At 40.1% G+C, this 19870-nt stretch carries 11 protein-coding genes, 1 tRNA gene and 1 other annotated feature; of the genes, 9 read left to right on the top strand and 3 right to left on the bottom strand.

Translation table 11 applies throughout. The features are described 5' to 3' along the window. The first annotated feature begins 44 nt into the window (after window positions 1-44). The 4 genes from Q0376_RS01750 to Q0376_RS01735 all read left to right on the top strand — a co-directional run bounded on the left by Q0376_RS01750 (window position 45) and on the right by Q0376_RS01735 (window position 5324). On the top strand, window positions 45-560 hold the full coding sequence (locus Q0376_RS01750; protein WP_298703417.1) for a hypothetical protein: 516 nt from the start codon (window positions 45-47) through the stop codon (window positions 558-560). Window positions 561-769: 209 nt separating this feature from the next. Beyond that, window positions 770-1071 (top strand) — a binding site (T-box leader). 202 nt (window positions 1072-1273) lie between these two features. Next, window positions 1274-2194: a PLP-dependent cysteine synthase family protein gene (locus Q0376_RS01745; protein ID WP_298703415.1), complete on the top strand. Its 921-nt coding sequence runs from the start codon at window positions 1274-1276 to the stop codon at window positions 2192-2194. A gap of 130 nt (window positions 2195-2324) precedes the next feature. Further along, on the top strand, window positions 2325-2966 hold the full coding sequence (epsC, locus tag Q0376_RS01740; RefSeq protein ID WP_298703412.1) for a serine O-acetyltransferase EpsC: 642 nt from the start codon (window positions 2325-2327) through the stop codon (window positions 2964-2966). Window positions 2967-3509: 543 nt separating this feature from the next. Beyond that, window positions 3510-5324 carry a multicopper oxidase family protein gene (locus Q0376_RS01735; RefSeq protein ID WP_298703410.1) on the top strand — a complete coding sequence of 605 codons (1815 nt, stop codon included), beginning with the start codon at window positions 3510-3512 and terminating at the stop codon, window positions 5322-5324. Between the two features lie 204 nt (window positions 5325-5528). On the opposite strand, the gene Q0376_RS01730 is transcribed toward Q0376_RS01735, so the two are convergent. After that, window positions 5529-6245, bottom strand: coding sequence for a DUF3800 domain-containing protein (locus tag Q0376_RS01730; protein ID WP_298703408.1), 717 nt, complete (start codon window positions 6243-6245; stop codon window positions 5529-5531). A 188-nt stretch (window positions 6246-6433) separates the two neighbouring features. Between Q0376_RS01730 and Q0376_RS01725 the strand changes: the two genes are divergently transcribed. Together Q0376_RS01725 and Q0376_RS01720 are read left to right on the top strand one after the other, a co-directional pair. Next, window positions 6434-6524 (top strand) — tRNA-Ser (locus tag Q0376_RS01725). A 247-nt stretch (window positions 6525-6771) separates the two neighbouring features. Next, entirely contained in the window at window positions 6772-7500 is a 729-nt protein-coding gene (locus tag Q0376_RS01720) for a DUF554 domain-containing protein (RefSeq protein ID WP_298703406.1), read from the top strand. Window positions 7501-7689: 189 nt separating this feature from the next. Here Q0376_RS01720 and Q0376_RS01715 read toward each other — a convergent pair whose 3' ends face one another. After that, window positions 7690-8874 (bottom strand): cyclopropane-fatty-acyl-phospholipid synthase family protein, encoded by a 1185-nt coding sequence (locus tag Q0376_RS01715; RefSeq protein WP_298703404.1) that lies wholly within the window; start codon window positions 8872-8874, stop codon window positions 7690-7692. A 535-nt stretch (window positions 8875-9409) separates the two neighbouring features. Between Q0376_RS01715 and Q0376_RS01710 the strand changes: the two genes are divergently transcribed. Together Q0376_RS01710 and Q0376_RS01705 are read left to right on the top strand one after the other, a co-directional pair. Further along, window positions 9410-12934, top strand: a complete 3525-nt coding sequence (locus Q0376_RS01710; RefSeq protein WP_298703402.1) for a PD-(D/E)XK nuclease family protein — start codon at window positions 9410-9412, stop codon at window positions 12932-12934. Continuing rightward, window positions 12900-17024, top strand: coding sequence for a UvrD-helicase domain-containing protein (locus tag Q0376_RS01705; RefSeq protein ID WP_298703399.1), 4125 nt, complete (start codon window positions 12900-12902; stop codon window positions 17022-17024). The genes Q0376_RS01710 and Q0376_RS01705 overlap by 35 nt, the downstream gene beginning before the upstream one ends. A gap of 268 nt (window positions 17025-17292) precedes the next feature. Here Q0376_RS01705 and Q0376_RS01700 read toward each other — a convergent pair whose 3' ends face one another. Continuing rightward, on the bottom strand, window positions 17293-18084 hold the full coding sequence (locus tag Q0376_RS01700; RefSeq protein WP_298703397.1) for a basic amino acid ABC transporter substrate-binding protein: 792 nt from the start codon (window positions 18082-18084) through the stop codon (window positions 17293-17295). A gap of 494 nt (window positions 18085-18578) precedes the next feature. Between Q0376_RS01700 and Q0376_RS01695 the strand changes: the two genes are divergently transcribed. Then, entirely contained in the window at window positions 18579-19805 is a 1227-nt protein-coding gene (locus Q0376_RS01695) for a M20/M25/M40 family metallo-hydrolase (RefSeq protein WP_298703395.1), read from the top strand. The last annotated feature ends 65 nt before the right edge of the window (window positions 19806-19870 follow it).

Genomic DNA, 19870 nt, shown 5'->3' with positions numbered 1-19870 from the left:
TGGTTTAAAATAGCATAATAATGCAAATTAGGGAGGGTTATATTATGAAGAAGTTTGTGTTTATTGTTCCAGTGGCGGCAGTTACGTTATGGGCTAACTCATTTGGTTTCATTGTGAGTGCAGCATCAGTAGAGCCGTATGAAGGTGCCAATCGTCCTATTTATATGCAGTGGGATGGGTTACAGAATTTAGATAAGACACAAGATAAGAAGACTAATACACAAGAGAAGAAGCACAATACACAAGATAAGAAGTACAATGCAGAAGATAAGAAGTACAATGCAGAAGATAGGAAACAAGATCGAAACCAGGATAAAAAGCATGATACTTTTGAAAAGAATCACAAAAAGCCAACTGTAAGCAGTGAAGTTAAAGAGAAGCGTCGTATAGCCCTTGCAAAGGACTATGAGGAGCGTAAGAGAATAGAAAAACCGGTAGGTAATGAAAATAATCACAAGGTAGAAGCACCAAAGGCACCTCAGACAGAGGGTAAGAAAAAAGAGGGAAAGAAGCCAATGCCCCTTAAGGATGGTAAACCACATATGTCTATATATGCTTAGCAAGATTCAAGTGTATATTGATTACGCCTATATTTTAGCTTATACTGTTAGTATGGCTATGATAGAAAAATCCCATTTTTATGGGCTTTTTTGCTAGCTGAATTAATAAAAGAAAAACGATTTATAATGAGGCCTTGCAAATAAACTTGTAAAAAAGAAGTTGACAGGGTTAATTCATAGTGTTATAGTAGGTTTACGATTTGAATAGAAATCAGACGATGAAGAGAAGAGTACATATATGAGAATATGTGCAGAGAGCCCGGACGGTGAGAGCGGGTCATAGGACATATATGGAAGTGCATCTTGGAGTTATGAAGGCAAAGCTTATGGAGGTTGACGGAGTCGCCCTTGATAATGCGCTGATGAGTAGTAGGGGAGTTTTTTTCGGGTGTCGCCCGTTACAGCGAATCTGTATACAGTCTTTAAGACCTGTACAGTTAGAGATATTTAATGCTCTTAAATAAAAGTGCATTAGATGAATCAAGGTGGAACCGCGATTATCGCCCTTGGTCACAATAGTGACTGAGGGCTTTTTTTATTGCATTAAACCTTAGATTAAAATTTTACAAAGGTACAAAGGCTCCACATGTTTATAAATTTATAAATCTCTGAATGTATGAAATTTAGCGCTACTTACCATGGATTTATAGATTTATGAATTTAAAAACAGTATGTAATACGTATCGTCATTTTTGAAAGGAAGAGAGATTATTATGAGTACAAAACCTGTAAATGATACATTACAATTGATTGGTAATACCCCAGTATATCAAATTAAAGACAGCAATGTGTATGTAAAACTAGAAAAATACAATGCTGGTGGTAGCGTAAAAGACCGTGCTGTGTATGGCATGTTAAAAGACGCACAGGATAAAGGTTTGATTAAACCTGATACTATTTTAGTAGAAGCAACAAGCGGTAACACTGGTATTGCTCTTGCTATGTTAGGTGCTGTACTTGGCATTAAAGTAGTGATTTTGATGCCTGAAAGTATGAGTAAAGAACGCCGCGAATTAGTAAAAGCATATGGTGCTCAATTAATTTTGACTCCAAAAGCAACTGGTATGAAAGGTGCGCTTGCAAAAGCTCAAGAAATTCTTGATGCTAATCCATCTGCCGTTACACTTGGTCAATTCGTTAACCCTGCTAACCCTGCTATTCATTATGAAACTACAGGGGCAGAAATTTTTGAACAAGTGCCTAATGTAGGTATCGTAGTTGCTGGTATTGGTACTGGTGGTACATTTACTGGTGTGGCTCGTAAATTAAAAGAGCTTAAAAAAGATGTAAAAGCCGTAGCTGTTGAACCAGCTGGTTCTCCAATGATTTCTGAAGGTAAAGGTGGCGCGCATAAGATTCAAGGTATTGGCGCTGGCTTTATTCCTGAAAACTTTGATCGCAGCTTAATGGATGAAGTTAAAACTGTAAGCGATGAAGAAGCGATTGCACAAGTAGAAACATTTATGCGCGAAACAGGCATTAGCATTGGTATTTCTGCTGGTGCAGCAATTAAAGTAGCAAAAGATTTAGGTGCTCAAAACCCTGGTGTAGCAGTAGTTGCTATTGCTCCAGATGGAGTTGAAAAATACTTATCTATGCTCGAATTTGGTGATGTTGAATACGTAAAAGCTTAAGTGATTAAGGGCTTAGTAAAAGAGGTTTCACAGTAAATACCTAGTGATTGGGTCTATGAGAGAGGACTCAACTATGGGGGACTTTACTTCTGGGGACTAGGGACTAAGAATTCACTTAGGAACTTCAAGTGTGGGAGGCCCTATGAAAGAATTATGGAAATCTATTCGGTATAATATTAAACGAGTTATGGACTCTGATCCAGCAGCCACTTCGGTGCTCATGGTGCTTTGGACATATCCGCATATTACAGCATTGTTTTGGCACTTCTTTGCCCATCGTTTATATAAGCATGGCTTTAAACTTTTGGCCCGTCGTGTGGCGTTGCATGCACGGAATGCTACCGGCATAGAAATTCACCCTGGTGCACAGATTGGACGCGGTTTATTTATTGACCACGGTATGGGCGTGGTGATTGGTGAAACTGCCATTGTAGGAGATGATGTGACTTTATTCCATGGGGTTACCCTTGGGGGGATGAGTTCACGCCGTGTGAAACGGCATCCTACAGTAGGTAATGATGTACTTATCGGCGCTGGCACGAAAGTGCTAGGCGATATTACGGTAGGCAGTGGTAGCCGTATTGGCTGTAATTTAGTCATTAAGCGCGATGTACCTGAACATGTGGTTATTTACGAAACAGAACCAGAAAATATTGCTGTAAGACGTCATAAGCCTAGTATTCATGTAGTATCAGGTGGAAAACATCGACCACGGCATAAAGTAGCATTTACACCAAAAGATATGACTGATGAAATGGCTTGGTTTATTTAAGATATTAATTTAATTTTGGTATTTTATTAGACTGTGGATGTGACAATCAAGAGTCTAAATAAACCGTCAGCATTAGGTTAAAGGTGTATATACTACGAGCGCTACACCGGTTGTTGAAACAGGTGTGTAGCAAATAGAGAAAAAGAAAAGAGACTTTTGGATTGCCATAGATCCTGTATAATAGCAATTTTAAGTTGTACACTATACACGAAATATAACCCTAGATTAAGTAGCACTTGATCTAGCGTTATATTTGTATAGAACTTACATTTTATTTTGTGAATTTTACTGTGTTGTTTTATGCTCTTATGGTATGGTCAGAGGATATTGGATTAGCTAGTTAGGGGATACAATTCGTTACTATATACCCCCTTATTGAGTAAAGTGCTATGAGATGATAGTATAGGGGAGAGCTTAGGATAGGATACTCTAGTTGGGTATTATAGGAAAACAAATTAGTTAACAGTACATTATGTAAAATTTGTACAAAATAAATGGGGTTTGTAATTAGATTGTAGTTATAAATGACTTGGAGGATATAATATGAAGCTATTAAAGAATCAATCTAGAAAAAATTTTCGCACCGCATTGTTAGTAGCTACTATTTTAACAAGCAGCATATATACGGGACATGCATATGCCAATCAAAGTATGAGTTCTATGCATCAAGGAATGCAACAAGATATGATTCAAGAGATGCAACATGATATGGGTGAGGGCATGCATCATAAAATGGGCCAAGGCATGCATCCTGACATGGATCGAGATATGCATTCTATGATGGAAGCCGGTATGGCTCACCATATGGAAGAAATGCACCAAAGTATGGGCCAGTCTGGAATGCATCACATGGATATGTCCATGAATCATGGTATGGATATGTCTATGAATCATAGTATGGAGGGGTCCATGAGTCATTATATGGGCAATTCCATGGGACATCAAATGGGCTCTTCTAATGGGCATCACATGATGCGTCATGGAGTAGATGATGTAGTACCATTTAAGGCTATTGCGCAAGCAGCACGGCCTTTAGCTTTGCCACCGGTACTAAAAGGGGAAGCTGATGAAAGTGGCCGTGTGGTGTATAATGTGACGGCTCAAAGTGGTCATAGTGCAATTAAAGAAGGTGCCGTTACGGCTACTTATGGTTACAACGGCGATGTGCTAGGACCTGTATTACTTATGAAAACGAACGAAAAGGTTCGAATTAATTTACAAAATAATTTACCAGAAGATACAACCTTTCATTGGCATGGTCTCGTAGTTCGTTCCGATGTAGACGGGGGCCCACATTATCCAATCAAGGCTAATGGTGGAACTGGTTCAATTGAATTTACTGTTCAACAAGGGGCTGGGATGGCTTGGTATCATCCCCACAATATGGGGAGTACGGCAAGTCAAGTATATAAGGGCTTAGCTGGTCTTATAATTATCAATGATGATAAGCAAGCTGATTTGGGATTACCACAGGAATATGGTGTCAATGATATTCCGGTAGTTCTTCAAGACAGAACGTTTACAGATACAAATCAATGGGATTATGACCAAGCATATAATGCTGATGGTGTTTATGGAGATACCTTGGTTGTTAACGGCACAATTAATCCGTACTTTGAAGTGAATCGTAAATTAGTTCGCGTACGTCTTCTTAATGGCTCGAATGCTCGTAATTACACAGTTGCTTTAAGTGATGGCAGTCGTTTTACAAAAATTGCTGTTGATGGAGGACTGTTAAATACGCCTGTATCACAACGCAAAGTGACGCTTGTACCAGGGGAACGGGCAGAATTATTAATTGATTTCTCTCAGTATAAAGGTGAACTCCCTAGCTTGGTAACTCAAGATGGGGCAGTTACAGTGCTTCAATTTAGAGCGGGTGCCAATTTTGCTAATGCCCCAGTAGAACCGATTCCTACTTGGCATATGAACTTTGAAACATATAAAGACTTACAATCTAATGTAGCGTCTATTAATGAACAAAAAGCAGACAAACATGTAGTCATGTCTGGTATGGCCGAAGCAGTTACTATTAATGGTAAGAAATTCTCCATGGATCGTGTTGATTTAACAAGTAAATTAGGTAGCACGGAAATTTGGGATATTACCAATGCTGATAATGCTATGATGGGCATGATTCATCCATTCCATATACATGGAGTTCAATTTGAAGTGTTAACACGTAATGGTAAGCCTGTATCACCAAGTGAACAGGGCTTAAAAGACACCATATTAGTAAGCCCTAGTGAAACAGTACGACTTAAAGTAAAATTCACGAAACCAGGCATTTTCATGGTTCATTGCCATATTTTAGAACATGAAGAAAATGGTATGATGATACAACTTGAAGTTAAATAGAAGTAGTATACAAAAAGCCCCTCCAGATTAGGCCTTAAGCCTAAATCTAGGAGGGGCTCCATGTAGTACGGTGCACTAAAAAGTACACTTAATGCTTCGCATCGCAGTTACATGTGAACAGTACATATTGTCTGTAACATAATAGTAACATAGAGGATGAGGTCTGGCAACGGGTATAAAAATTTTCTTTTTACTATTTTATATCTAGGTTGACGTGTTGTTGTACTCTATTTGGGGAAAGTGTAGGGTAAAAATTTTCTTTATGGGAAGATTATTTTTACTTTGATGATGTATATAATTGGCTAAAATATCAGCAGCTTGTATTAGATATTCATGGTCAGAATGACAATATTTAATATCCACTAGTAATTCCCCTGTAAATATAGGTGGCATGAAGGCATTGTAGTTCCAATTGGAAATGCCATGGCGAAATTCTTCTATGATAGCGGTTTTTAAATCGTAAATACCACTGCTGGCGTTAGACTGTTCATCAATATTAATTATAAGTTGCGTGTCTAGATTAGGATCTAGTTTACCCTGAGCAATGAGTAGTTTTACTTTTTCTTTAATGAGCTGCTTGAGTATAAAGTCCTTATAGCGTACACGAGCGTATTTGTCCTCTATAATATGGGAATGCACATTGTGTAACGTGACAACGAGGGCGAGCCGTTCATATTTTTTTAATACATTTAAAAGGGCTCGTCTATGTGTATTGCGCAAGGAACAGGCTTTTAATTCATCCTGTCTATGGAGGCTGTTTCGGATTTTTTTGTTTAGCGATTGATATTGGCGGCGGGCAGAGTCTTTTTCAGATTTACTAAAAAATATATACCCTGCGTATACAAAATAGCCGGAAGGATTGGAGCTATGAAAAATACCTGAGTCATCAAAGAAAAAGTATACGAGTTGTTTATTAGTCATACGAACGCCCCTCCTTACTATTATTATATATAATTGTATATGTATTGGATATGGTGGACTGAAAAAGATAAAAGGAATAAAACAGTGGCTAGTAAAATTTTAATCGGTAATTCTTGACAAAATTCTTATTTAAATGGTATACTACTCTAGTAATTTAACTCTTGTGATAGAGAAAAATTTCATAATATGGAGGATTACTCAAGAGGCTGAAGAGGACGGTTTGCTAAATCGTTAGGGCGGGTTACCGTCGCTAGGGTTCGAATCCCTAATCCTCCGCCATATCTTATACTTTTGACTGATACTTGTTGGAAGTATTAAAACCCCTACTGAACTAGGATATACCTAGAGCGTAGGGGTCTTTTTATATCTTTTTTATGCTATAATTAGCTACATGAGAGAATGGTACCAGCCTTCATTAGGGCGAGAGCGGCTAGTTATACTGTCAAAGCGATGAAAAGCGATATATGGTGTTTATGATAGTATAAAACCGCAAGAATGTATAGAGAAAAGAGAAGAGGCGAAGTATATGATGCAGTTTCAAGGTGTTCCTGGTATGGGGACGGTCATAAATATGGTAGTTATTGTTATAGGGGGCTTTATTGGTCTTATGGCACGTAACTATCTGAAAGCACGCTTGCTAGAGACCTTGATGGCAGCCATGAGTGTATGTATTTTGTTCATTGGTTTTATAGGGGCTATTAAAGAATCCTTAGCATTTGTAGAGGGTCATTTTGTGGCTAATCATATTATGATGCTTGTTGTTACCTTTATTATTGGCACTGTTAAGGGGGAACTATTAGATTTAGATAAGAGGTTAGAACAATTTGGTACTTGGCTCAAGGTAAAGAGCAAAAATGAAGGCGATGGAGGTTTTATAGAAGGATTTTTAACTACGTCCTTCATGGTGTGCATTGGCGCAATGGCTATTATTGGCTCTATTCAAGATGCATCAGGTGATCCGTCAATTCTATTGGCAAAGGCTATGATGGATGGTATTGTCGTAATGATTATGACCACTACCATGGGTAAGGGCTGTATATATTCGGCCATCCCTGTAGGTTTTGTGCAAGGGGCCGTCACTTTATTAGCTGTATTTATTGCACCTTGGCTTACTGAACAGGCTTTAAGTAATATTTCTCTTACGGGCTCGCTTATGATATTTCTTGTAGGGGTAAATTTATTGTGGGACAAGAAAATACGGATTGCTAATATGTTGCCTACCTTAATTGTGGCGGCGTTGTGGGCCTTATTATAAAAATAGGCTATCAAAGAGTATGTAGGCTGTTGTTTCTTAGGATTAGATGCAAGGATTCTAATGAGAAGAAGCAGCAGTTCATACCTCTTTGATAGCCTGTTTAATTTATATTATTACTATAAATTTACGTTCTCACTGTAAATTTACGTTTTCATTGCTAATTAGCGCCTACACGTGATGAGTTGATAGTTAATACCAACGTGTGATAGGTAAGTCATTATTAATGCCTTTGGTGGCTAAGATTTGATGTAGGTCCATCATGCCATTGTAAAATGCGGCGGCGCAGCCGTTTAGATATAGATCCCACATGCGGATAAAGCGTTCGTCAAAGGTTTCGCGGATTTTAGGCAGTTGGGCACGGAAGTTTTTATCCCATGCGAGCAAGGTTAGATTGTAGTGATTGCGGAGATTTTCCACATCGAGTACATGGAAATTATCTTCTGTCATATCTGCAACCATTTCACGAAGGCTAGGTAGCATGCCACCGGGGAAGATATATTTGCTCATCCACGCATCACCAGGTTTTTCATCCATGCCACTGATGAAATGGAGCAAGAACACGCCACCTTTGACGAGGACTGAATCGACACAATCATTGAAGAGTTGATAGTTCTGACGGCCTACATGTTCTACCATGCCTACACTGACAACACGGTCAAATTCAAGCCCTGACTTTGGTAAATCACGGTAATCCATGAGTCGCACTTCAAGATAGTCTTCGAGATGATTATCTTTGATACGTTGTTGAAACTTTTCATATTGTTCATGACTTAGGGTGATGCCCGTGCCTTTAATTTTATATTTTTTAGCTGCTTCGATAAGAAGAAAGCCCCAGCCACAGCCAATATCGAGCAGGCGAAGACCTTCTTTTAAATAAAGCTTTTTTAAAATGCGATCAATTTTATGCATTTGTGCTTCGTATAAAGTATCGGTAGGGTGCTCAAAATAGGCACAAGAGTATTGCATCGTGTCATCGAGCCATAAAGAGTAGAAGTCATTGCCAATATCATAATGGCTTTGCACTTCTTCTGCTTGGTGCTTTTTTGTAAGCGGATTGTGAGTTAATTTGTTGAGTACATCACCTGTGGTAGCAAATTGGTCCATTTGTCCTAAGAAATGATTAAGGGCATCATATAAGTCCCCTTCAATATCTAAGGTGCCGTCCATATAGGCTTCGCCAAGGGCGATAGAGGTACTGCTCATTAACTTACTAACAGGGATTGGTTCCTTCATATTAACAGTAAATGAGGGAGTGCCTTCGCCGATTATATACTCATTATCTTGGAATTTCACTTTAAATGGATTGGCGTCGAAGCGTTGCAAAAAATTGATCATTGCTTTCTCTTCTAATTTTTCACCTATTGCATTAAACATAATCGGAAATCCTCCTCATTGAAAATTTTTACATACTTGATTTATATATACTAAAACGCTAGGTTTAAAATGTCAATTCATTTTGCGTTGTAAAAATTAATAGGTAATATATAAAAAAGTGATAATAAGTATAATTCGTTTTAGTGCGGTATTATAAGGCGTATTAAGTTATACTTTCTAAATTTTTATAGTAAATATACATTTTTGTAACAGTTTGTTATTTTAATATATACATAAGAGCTTCTACTTAAATAAACCGGTTTCACTAATGAAGTTAGAAGGTAGTAAATAATAATTTTATCAAAGAACAATCTATTTTTGATCTATAATGGGGAGCCTAAGCTGTAACGTTTGTTTGTCCATGTTGAGGGTAATAGACGAAATATAACAGAAGCGATGTAGAAGAAGTTTGATAGGGAAAAGATAATAGGAAGAAATGTTATAGAAGAAATGTTATAAAAGAAGAAATGTATAAATGCTATAATAGATGTAATTATATGATTAGAAAGTTAGGAATGCTTAATTAGGAGTTATTATGTCGATTTCAGTGTATCTAGGACGAGCTGGCACGGGGAAAACAGAGGCTTGTTTTGAACATATTAAAGAATTGATTGCCACGAAACCAGGCGAGCCTATTATATTGCTGGTACCAGAGCCAGCTACTTATGTAACAGAACGGCGCTTGGCCGAATTTATGCCTGAACGAGGGTTTACAACGGTTCGTGTAGTAGGGTTTAATCGTTTAGCGTATCAGGTCTTTCAATCCTTAGGAAAAGTGCGCGAAATAGGATTATCCGATGTGGGACAAAAGCTGTTGTTGCGTCTTATTATGAAGCGTCAAGGAGGTTCGCTAGAGCTGTTAGGGCAAGTGGCAAAGCAGCCTCATTTTGCTGATATTGTGCAGCAATTATTGACCGAATGCAACTCCTTCAAAGTAGATGGTGAGGCCTTGCGTGCTGGTGCTGAAGCGGTGGATTCTATTGTTTTACAGCGCAAGTTAAAAGAACTGGCACATCTTATGGATGCTTATAAAGAATTGGCCAGCGAAACTATCGGGGATAGAAAAGATCAGATGACGGAGCTCATTGAAGATTTACCCCTCAGTCCTTTGCTCACGGAGAGCCATGTTATAATTGATGGATTTCATTGGTTTACGCCTTTGCAGATGGAGTTAGTATATACTTTAGTAGATTTGGCAGCAGATAGTATTATTACCTTAACCTTGCCGCCAGAGTTAGCAAAATTAGGTGTGGGTCCAGAAAAACTACGCCTTTTTGGCCGTCCTTATTCTATTTTTGAAGATCTAAGTAAAGAATATGGGAATAAATTACTCATACGAACATTTGAGACGCCGCAACGCTTTGAAAATCCTGCTATTAAGGCTCTTGAATCAGGTTATTTTAATGTATCGATGAAGGGGAATCAATCTGATCAGACATTGCCTTTTATGGTGGCCTATAATCGGGAGCGAGAGGCTGATGCAGTATGTCGTAAGATATTGGCTGAAATGGAAGCACCCCATCGCCGCTGGCGTGATATGGCCATTATGTTGCGTGAATCTGAGACCTATGGTGATGCCTTAGAAAAGGCCTTGAAACGCTATGGAATTCCCTATTTTTCTGATAGAACACGCCCCATGGTGAGTCATCCTTTAGGGGAATTTTTATTAGGGCTATTGGAAGTGGTGCGTCGTAACTTCAATCATGACACCTTATTTAGACTATTAAAAACAGATTTTTGGGGACTCTCGCGTAGTGATATTGACGAACTAGAAAATTATTGTTTAGAATTCGGCATTCGCGAGTTTATGTGGTTAAAAGATCATTGGGATTATATGCGTTACCAGCGCTTAATGGGTAGTGAGGCGGTTTCTGGAGAAGAACCGGTCACTCGTCAGCCTTTACCAGGTGAAGTGGAGCGCTGTGAACGGGTCAATGCGAGTCGTGAACTCATCATGCAGGAATTACGGCCCCTGTGGGATTTTGCTAAAACAGCACACACTGGGCAGGCATGGTGTGACATGCTCTACCAGGTGCTACTAGCTGTAGGTGTGCCAGCCCATCTATATACGTGGACTGAACTAGCTCGTGAGAATGGTCAGATGGAAGAAGCCGCTGCTCATGAGCAGATGTACAAGCAGGTAATCAGTCTTTTTGATGAAATTATGACTTTGCAATTACCAGATGAATTGACCATACAGGAAATTGAACTTCTTTTAGAAGAAGGCATTGAAGAAGTTACCTATTCCTTAGTGCCGCCAAGTTTAGATCATGTAACAGTAACTACTATCGAACGTGGCTATACTAGGGAGCATGATATTGTATTTCTCATGGGCTTAAATGATGGCGTATTTCCTCAACACATGGGTGACGAAGGCTTGTTAAATGACTCAGAGCGCGTAGACTTGCGTAAGGCTGGTGTTATTTTAGCTGAAGGGGCTTTAGTGCGTGCTTTTAATGAAAACTTTTTGCTGTACTTGGCCTGCACGAGAGCGCGTCATACATTATACCTATCCTGTGCTAAGTCCTCAGAAGGGGACGAAGATGAAGGGGGCGCCTTGGAGTTATCCTTGCCCCTAAAGCGTTGGCAACAATTAGGATATATAGGTAAAGGTGAAGAGGTGCCTCTTACACTTCCTAGTGAAGCTGGTGATGAAGCGGTGTGGCCTTATTTATGGCGGCCAACGCAGAGTTTGAGCCTATTAGCTAATCAGATGGCTCCTTTGGCACATGGTGAGGCGTTACAGCCTATTTGGCGCAGTCTCTATGAGTGGACTAGGTCAAGTCCTTATGGTGATGCACTACGCATTGCCACTCGAGGATCCTTAGATTCGAATGCCGTGCCAATTGTGCAGCGGTCTATTGTGGAGGCTTTGCTTTTTAGAAATGATGCATTAAGTGGTTCGGTTACACGAATTGAACGCTATCAGAAATGTCCCTTTGCTTTTTACGCGCAATATGGCTTGCGTTTAGAAGAGCGGCCAGTAAAACAGTTTGGCGCGCCTGAAATCGGGACGTTCCTCCATGAAAGCTTGCGGGTTTTGGGACAGCGCTTATTGCGTGAACAAAAACAGTGGCGTCACATACCTGAACTGGATGAAGCGGCCTTGTGTAAAGCTGTTATTGATGAAATAGCAGAGGAGGTAAAATTAGGGGAAGATGGCAATATTTATGAACTTGTTCTGCGGCAACGCCTGGAAGATACACTGCGGCGTACGGTGGCACGACTTCGTGACTGGTCACAAAAGAGCGCATTTGATACGAAATACTTAGAGCAGAACTTTGGTAGTGGTACCAATAGTTGGCCGCCCGTTATGATTCCTCTAGGTGGGGCGAATTATATTCGCTTACAAGGGCAGTTAGACCGCGTTGATGAGTGGTCTGATGGACAGCATACCTATGGTCTGGTGGTGGATTATAAGACAGGGAATATTAAGGTCAGTGCATCGGAAATTTATTATGGTTTAAAACTTCAATTAGTAACGTATTTATTGGCCTTAGAAAAGGCGCAGCGAACTAATGGTTTAGTGCCAGCAGCTTTAGTATATAGTTTTGTGCAAAATCCTAGGATTACTACATCTGATTTAGTGAGTCCTCTCACAGCTCCTCAGATTGCAGCAGACAAAGGGGATTTAAGAAATACAGGCTATTATACGGATGATTTAGATATATTGATGAAAATTGATGATACCTTAGAAAATACTAAAGGCAAGAAAACACCATATGTGCCGATTCGAATTAGCAGTAAGGGCACAATTTATGCCAGCGATATGTATTTAACAAAATCAACGGAGCAATTTAATGTGTTGACTCAATATGCGCAAGATGTGATGAGCCGTGCAGGGGCCCATATGTTAGAGGGGCATTTCCCTATTAGTCCGTATAATTACAATGACGCCATTCCTTGTAATTATTGTCAATATAAAGGCTTATGCCGCTTTGAAAATACACGTAATTCCTATCGCTATATAAGTAAGTTAAATGAAGAAGAAGCATTAGAAAAAATGGAGAAGGGAGATGAAGTATATGAAGTGGACGCCCGAACAACAACAGGCCATTGATTCACCTAAGCCCGGTTCTAGATCAGCGCAGACGCTATTAGTGGCCGCTGCTGCTGGGTCAGGTAAAACGGCCGTTCTCGTAGAGCGTATTATTCAGCGTTTGCAAGATACAAGTCGTCCTTTATCCATTCAGGAGTTGCTAGTTGTTACCTTTACTAAGGCGGCAGCAGCTGAAATGAGAGCGAGAATAGGGGCTAAATTATCTGAAGTATTTAGTGAAACAGGTCATGCCTATTTAGAGGAACAGCTTAGTTTATTGCCGTCAGCTCATATTTCAACATTGCACTCATTTTGCCAATGGGTGATTAGTAATTATTTTTATCGTATTGATTTAGATCCGTCCTTTCGCATTGGTAATGAATCTGAATTATTGCTCATTAAAGCAGAAGTATTAGATGAGCTTCTTATCGAGGCTTATGAGAATAATCTGTACCATATCTATGGTTTAGCCGATATGTTTGGCACCACGCGTTCTGATGAAGGCGTTAAGGAGCAGGTTCTTGATTTACATCGTTTTGTAATGGCCCAAGATGACCCTTTAGGTTGGTTAAATAAGGGGTTAGCGCTCTATGAAAAGAGTGCTCATATGGCGCTTAAAGACACCATATGGGGCCAGTATTTTTGGCAGAAGCAGCAGGAACAAATTGCCACTATAGAGGCGCGCTATGAAGAGATGAAAGAGCTCATTGCATTGCCAGAAGGACCGTATGCTTGGGACGAAAATGTTAGTTCCGTAGCATATATTGTGGAAGCCTTAAAAGGGGCTACTACTTGGGATGAGATGGTGGCAGCGGCAGCATTAGGAGCCGCTCATAAATACAAGCAATTCCGTACCACTAAATATAAAGAAGGCTTACATACAGGGGCCATTAGTGCGGCAGCAGTGTCTAAAACACATGCGTTGGGCTTACTCAATCAAAATGAATTAAAGGCTATGAGTCATGGACCGTTTGGTATTACTGAAGAGCAATTTGCTTGGCAAATGGAACAACAATTGCCTTATATAAAAGGTCTCATTGAATTGACGAAGGCATTTATGGAAGCCTTTCAAGAACGGAAAAAAGAAGAAGGCATGGTGGATTTTTCTGATTTGGAACACCTGTGCTTACAGATTCTAAGAGATAAGGATGAAGACGGACAGTGGATACCCTCTGAAGTGGCTTTGGAACTTCAAGAGCAATTCAAAGAAATTATGGTAGATGAATACCAGGATACTAGTGGCGTACAGGAAGCCATCGTTAATTTGGTATCCCGTAAGGACAATCGCTTTTATGTGGGCGATGTAAAGCAAAGTATTTATCGCTTCCGCATGGCTAATCCAGGTTTGTTTTTGCATAAGTATAATACCTTTGGTCATGATGTAGAGGATGAAGAGCGCCGCATTGATTTGGCTAAAAATTTTAGATCTGATGAAAATATACTAGATTTTACTAATTTCTTATTTAGTCAAATTATGACGACCGATGGCGCAGAGCTTGATTATGGCAAAGCGGAAGCGCTGTATGCAGGTCGTAAAGTAAAGGACGCACCATCTAATTGGGTAGGCGGTGCTGTGGAGCTACATGTGCTGGATGTGGGCGATGGCAAATCGGCAGTTGACGAACAGGATGCGTCTAATTCAGAGCCGTCTAGTGCAGTAACTAATCAAGCTAAGTCTAGTCCAGCGGTTAGTCAAGCCCAGTCCGGTGTAGGGACTAGTCAATCCCCTTCTAATGGTAAGGGGAATACCAGTCAGTCTAGTCTTTCTTCAGCGGCTCCAGTTAATGGTAGTAGTGAAGGATCTTCAGACGAAAAGGATGAGCTCGATAATCAGGACAAAGAAATTGCCTTTGTTGTAGAGAAGATTGAACAGCTTATGGCTGGTAACTATGTGGTGGAAGAAAAAGATGGTTCGTTTAGACCTTTGATGTATCGCGATATTGTAATTTTACTGCGGTCCACAGAAGGGAAGGGGAATCGCATTGTAGAAGCATTGCGAGCCAAAAAAATCCCCGCTTATGCGGAGTCAAAGAGTGGGTACTTTAGTGCTATTGAAATAAAATTACTTCTCGCTTTATTGCAGATTATTGACAATCCAGAACAGGATCTTTCTATGGCTATTGTCCTAGCATCGTCTTTTGTAGGCATGGATGCGAACGAATTAGGACGTCTTCGTTTGACTGGAGAGGGATCCTTGTGGAGTGTTTTGCCTGAGTATGCCAAATCGACTGATAATAGGGCTTTGCAGGTGTTTGTGGAGCGCTTAGAGCGGTGGCGAACCTATTCTCGGCGTCACAGTGTAAGTGAACTATTGTGGACTATTTACGAAGAAATGAATTATTTGGAATATGTCAGTGCCATGCCGAATGGCCTAGTGCGAAGGGCTAATGTGATGGCCTTATATACAAGGGCTAAGCAATATGAGTCAGGCAGCTTTAGAGGCTTATTCCGTTTCTTGCGCTTTTTAGAGAGTTTGCAAGCTGCTGGCAAGGACTTGGGGCAAGGCACTACGGTGAGTGAGGCCGATGATGTGGTGCGCATTATGACCATTCATAAGAGTAAAGGCCTCGAATTTCCGGTGGTATTTCTCATGTCTACGAATAAAAAATTCAATGACATGGATTTGCGAAAATCCATGATTTTAGACAGTGAGAGTGGCATTGGTTTAAAAGGCTATTATGAAGACTATCGATTGCTCTATGGTACCTTTCCATGGCTCTATGCGCGCGATCATGCGGCACATGCTATGAAAGCTGAGGAAGAGCGTGTGTTATATGTAGCTCTTACACGTGCTAGGGATAAACTCTTTATTACGGGCTATATTAAGGGATTAGAATCCTTTTGTCAGTCTACAGTAGCACCTGCGCTCGTATGCAATGATGAAAAATTCTCTAGTGCTTTGATTCAAGGCGCCAATTCATATTTAGATTGGATTGTAATGGCTTTGGGGCGTCATATTGAAGGTAATATACTGCGTGTTCATAGTGGCGTTGAAGAAGTGAGACTCATGGATTTACCTTACAAATCTTGTAAGGTAGCCGTCTCGGTTCATGATGGTAATGCATATAGAGAGCGCCTTACTCATAGAGCTAAGGAAAGTGAAATGCTTTCAGCGATTCGCCAGTTAGCACCTATTGAAGCGTCACCGTTACCAGATTTTCTAGCAAAGCGCTTTGACTTTGCCTATCCTTATGAAGCGGCTACAGAACGGGCAGCCAAAATTTCTGTTAGCGAATTGAAACGTCGTTTTGCTGAAATGGAAGAGGAAGCCCAGCCTTTAGCAGACTCCTTGCCAGTTATTGGCTTAGAAGGAATAGAAAAGGGCGAAATAAATTCGTCTGCACCGTCCAATAGCCTTACTGTTGATGCGGTGCAGGATGGTAAGGGGATTACCGTAGCGGCACAGGATGCTCAAGGGACTGCAGTAGAGGCACAGGATGCTGAAGAGCGTATTGTAGCGGCACAGTCTACTGAAGACAATACAGTAATGTCTCTTAGGGCAACTGATACGGAAGCGACGCCTGTTGAAGAGCTTGCGAGTGATAACGAAGTAGACTTGGGAATATTTAGCTTAGCACCAGCCTCTTTTCGAGCCGAGACAGCCTTACAAAGCGGTGTACAATGGGGCACTTTAATGCATGAAGCCATGCAATGGTTGCCTTTGAAGGACTATACCAAAGAATCGTTAAGTGAAGCTTTAGATACATTGACTTTGGCAGGTTATTTTACTGAAGAAGAACGTCATGTATTGGGTGTGGGGAGCTTGTACAGATTTTTTACATCTTCCTTAGGACGCCGACTCCTTAAGTCCCAGCGAGTTGAGCGGGAATGGCCCTTCAGTTTACTCCTAGAAGCACAGACTGTTTATAAAGAAGTACCAAAGGGTGAACAGTTATTTTTACAGGGGATTATTGATACTGTCTTTTTAGAAGATGGCGCATGGGTATTGGTTGATTATAAAACAGACCGCGTTCGATCCGGTGAGGAATTGAAACAGCGCTATGCATTACAATTGCGCATGTATAAAGAGGCCTTAGAAACATTGACGCATATACCTGTTAAAGAAACATATATTTACTCTTTTAGACTTCATGAAGCAGTTAAAATTTGAGTATGATAAAGCATAAGCATTATAGGGTAACACATAGGTCGTATAGAGTAACACCTAAGTCGTATAGAGTAACGCATGAGTAGTATAGGGGAAAGCGTAAGTTGTATAGAGTAACGCATAAGTAGTATAGTGTAAAATATAAGCGCTATAATGCAAAAGATATGAGTTATGGCAGATAGTAGAAAATAAAAAAATAGGAGCTCTTAGAGCTCCTATTTTTATTTTATATTTAAAATTTACTTTATTACGCTGTACCTAACTTACAGGATTATTTCTGGCTAGAACCAAACCATTTGTCATAAATTTTTTGGTATGTGCCATCAGCTTTTAAGTCTTGAAGTGCTTTGTTAGCTTTTTCGCGAAGTTCATTATCCCCTTTGCGGAATGCCCATACAGTGCCTTCAGCTTGTGTTGGTTGACCAGTGATTTTTAGATCCTTGTCAGCCCCTTGTTTTAAATAATACATAGCGACTGCATTATCAAGAATCATAGCATCCGCTGTATTAGCTTGTAATTCATTGAATGCTTGGGAATTGCTATCTACGTCTTTTACTTGAGCACCGTCAATTTTGCGGGCCATTTCAGAAGGAATAGTACCAATTTGAGTGATGATACGTTTGCCTTCTAAGTCTTTCCAGTCATTGATGGTAGTGTTATCTTTGCGAACAACAATAGCAAAGCCGCCTTCAGTGAAGTATGGTTCGGAGAAATCAACTGCTTTAGCGCGTTCTGGTGTAGCATTAATACCAGATGCAATCATATCAATATCATTACTTTGAAGCGCTGGAATTAATGCATCAAAGCCCATGCTCTTGAATTCCATTTTGTAACCCATTTTTTTAGCGATAGCTTCAGCCAAGTCGATATCAAAGCCTACATATTTATCGCCTTCAGTAAATTCGAATGGAGGGAAGGTTGTTTCGGCGCCCACGCGAAGTACCTTTTCTCCTTGTTGTGCAGAATCATTGCCACAACCAGCTAATAGACCAACAGCTAATAAAGCAGCAGTTACACCAAGAACTACTCTTTTAGATGCAAATTTCTTTAAATTGCTAAACATATATGCCTCCTTATGCCCCATGAGTACTATTTTGAGGAGTTTGATAGGAATGAACTACTGTCTCCTCTCAATTCATAGGCACATTATAACTTTTTTCTGTATAAATATCAACATAGAAATGATAGAATTACTTAATTTCTTGAGGTTATTCATAGGAGATACCATCTGCTATAAAGAAATAACGCTAAGATGTTATTTGCTAAATAGACGGAAAAACACGAAATAGTACAATGAATAAATTGGTTGATAGCGATTTATAAAACTCTATGTATACTTATATAGGTGAAATGAGTATAATAAAAAGCAAAGTGTATGGCATTTGAATTTATGCACTGATTGAGTTATAAATTTACAGAGACTATTGGTTGCGTGTAAAATACGTTTTGAAGAAAAGGCTTAAGTGTGAACTACGCTTCAATGCAGAGCACTTTGACATGTAATAAGCAGTAATGAAGGGCGTTTATGTGTGAACCATTGAGACATAGGAGGTTTGTATGACATATTGGGAACGTGCTAAGGCACAGATAGAAGCGCATAAGGAACAAGCATTCAATATAAATTTTGAACTTGCAGCACATCCAGAAATATCGGGGCAGGAAGAACAATCGGCTCGTTATATTAGTTCGATTCTTGAAGGGGCAGGGATTCCTATTTCTCGTGAACTTAGTGGCGTTACACACTCCTTTAGAGGACAAGTCATCAAAGGCGATACTACGACAGGTTTGATGATTCACGGGCGTAAAGGGCTACGTCGTCCAAGATTGGCTATTTTATGTGAATATGATGCCCTGCCTAATATTGGCCATGGTTGTGGACATTGTGCTAGCGGCTCTATTAGCACCTTAGCAGCATTAACTTTAAAAGGGCTTGATGCTGCGCTTAAGGCGGAAGGCGCTGAGGGTTTACCTATGGATGTGGATATTATAGGTACACCGGATGAGGAGGCCACTGGTGGTAAGGTTGATTTAGTTAAGGCTGGTGAATTTGATGAGTATGATTTTGCTATCATGGTTCATATGGATGGCGTTGAATCACGGGCTAATTCAGCCTTTTTAGCTCTTGATTGTTATCGCATAGCCTTTCATGGTGTACCAGCTCATGCGGCCGGTGAGCCTTGGAATGGTGTTAATGCGCTTAATGGCATGAATTTAGCATTTCAGGCGATAGACATGCTTCGTCAGCAAACAAGGCCAGAAACACGCATTGGTTACTATGTTATTAATGGTGGCAATGCATCGAATGTAATTCCAGAATATGCGGAATTTGAACTTTGTGTGCGTCATACAGAACGGGCGTATTTGGATACCTTGGTATATAAAATTACTAATTGTGTAAAAGGGGCGGCCCTAGCAACTGGGACGACCTATGAAATGAACATGTACGGCAATAGCTTTGATGACATGAAGTGGAATGAGGCCGGCACAGCCCTTATTGAGCAGGTTTACGAGGAGCTTGCTATTCCACATAAAACTGGTAAGCCCACTGACCTAGGAAGTTCAGATATTGGCAATGTAAGTAAAATTTGCCCTGCCTTTCATCCTACCTTACGCCTAAAAGGGGCTGATAAAGTGTGTCATACCATCGAATTTGCTCAGGCTATGACTGAACCAACCATTAAAACGTCCATTGAAGAAGGGGCGTCTATTATCGTGAAAACCTTGTTACATTTAATGGAAACACCTGATACATTAAAAGCAATTAAGGCGGAATTTGAAGGATAAATGATGGAAATAAAAAACGCCATAACTACTTCTCACATCAAATTCGATATATTCGACTGATGCAG

The organism is uncultured Veillonella sp. (assembly GCF_937981445.1).
In the GTDB taxonomy this organism is placed as follows: domain Bacteria; phylum Bacillota; class Negativicutes; order Veillonellales; family Veillonellaceae; genus Veillonella_A.
Note: the sequence above shows the minus strand (reverse complement) of the source record. Positions and strands in the feature narration are given on the sequence as shown.

What these genes read in the sequence shown, in the direction of transcription:
- Q0376_RS01735 (WP_298703410.1), top strand. Translation starts at nt 3,510, where the DNA reads ATGAAGCTATTAAAGAATCAATCTAGAAAAAATTTTCGCACCGCATTG.
- Q0376_RS01750 (WP_298703417.1), top strand. Translation starts at nt 45, where the DNA reads ATGAAGAAGTTTGTGTTTATTGTTCCAGTGGCGGCAGTTACGTTATGG.
- Q0376_RS01705 (WP_298703399.1), top strand. Translation starts at nt 12,900, where the DNA reads ATGAAGTGGACGCCCGAACAACAACAGGCCATTGATTCACCTAAGCCC.
- Q0376_RS01730 (WP_298703408.1), bottom strand. Translation starts at nt 6,245, where the DNA reads ATGACTAATAAACAACTCGTATACTTTTTCTTTGATGACTCAGGTATT.
- Q0376_RS01710 (WP_298703402.1), top strand. Translation starts at nt 9,410, where the DNA reads ATGTCGATTTCAGTGTATCTAGGACGAGCTGGCACGGGGAAAACAGAG.
- Q0376_RS01715 (WP_298703404.1), bottom strand. Translation starts at nt 8,874, where the DNA reads ATGTTTAATGCAATAGGTGAAAAATTAGAAGAGAAAGCAATGATCAAT.
- Q0376_RS01720 (WP_298703406.1), top strand. Translation starts at nt 6,772, where the DNA reads ATGATGCAGTTTCAAGGTGTTCCTGGTATGGGGACGGTCATAAATATG.
- Q0376_RS01745 (WP_298703415.1), top strand. Translation starts at nt 1,274, where the DNA reads ATGAGTACAAAACCTGTAAATGATACATTACAATTGATTGGTAATACC.
- Q0376_RS01700 (WP_298703397.1), bottom strand. Translation starts at nt 18,084, where the DNA reads ATGTTTAGCAATTTAAAGAAATTTGCATCTAAAAGAGTAGTTCTTGGT.
- Q0376_RS01695 (WP_298703395.1), top strand. Translation starts at nt 18,579, where the DNA reads ATGACATATTGGGAACGTGCTAAGGCACAGATAGAAGCGCATAAGGAA.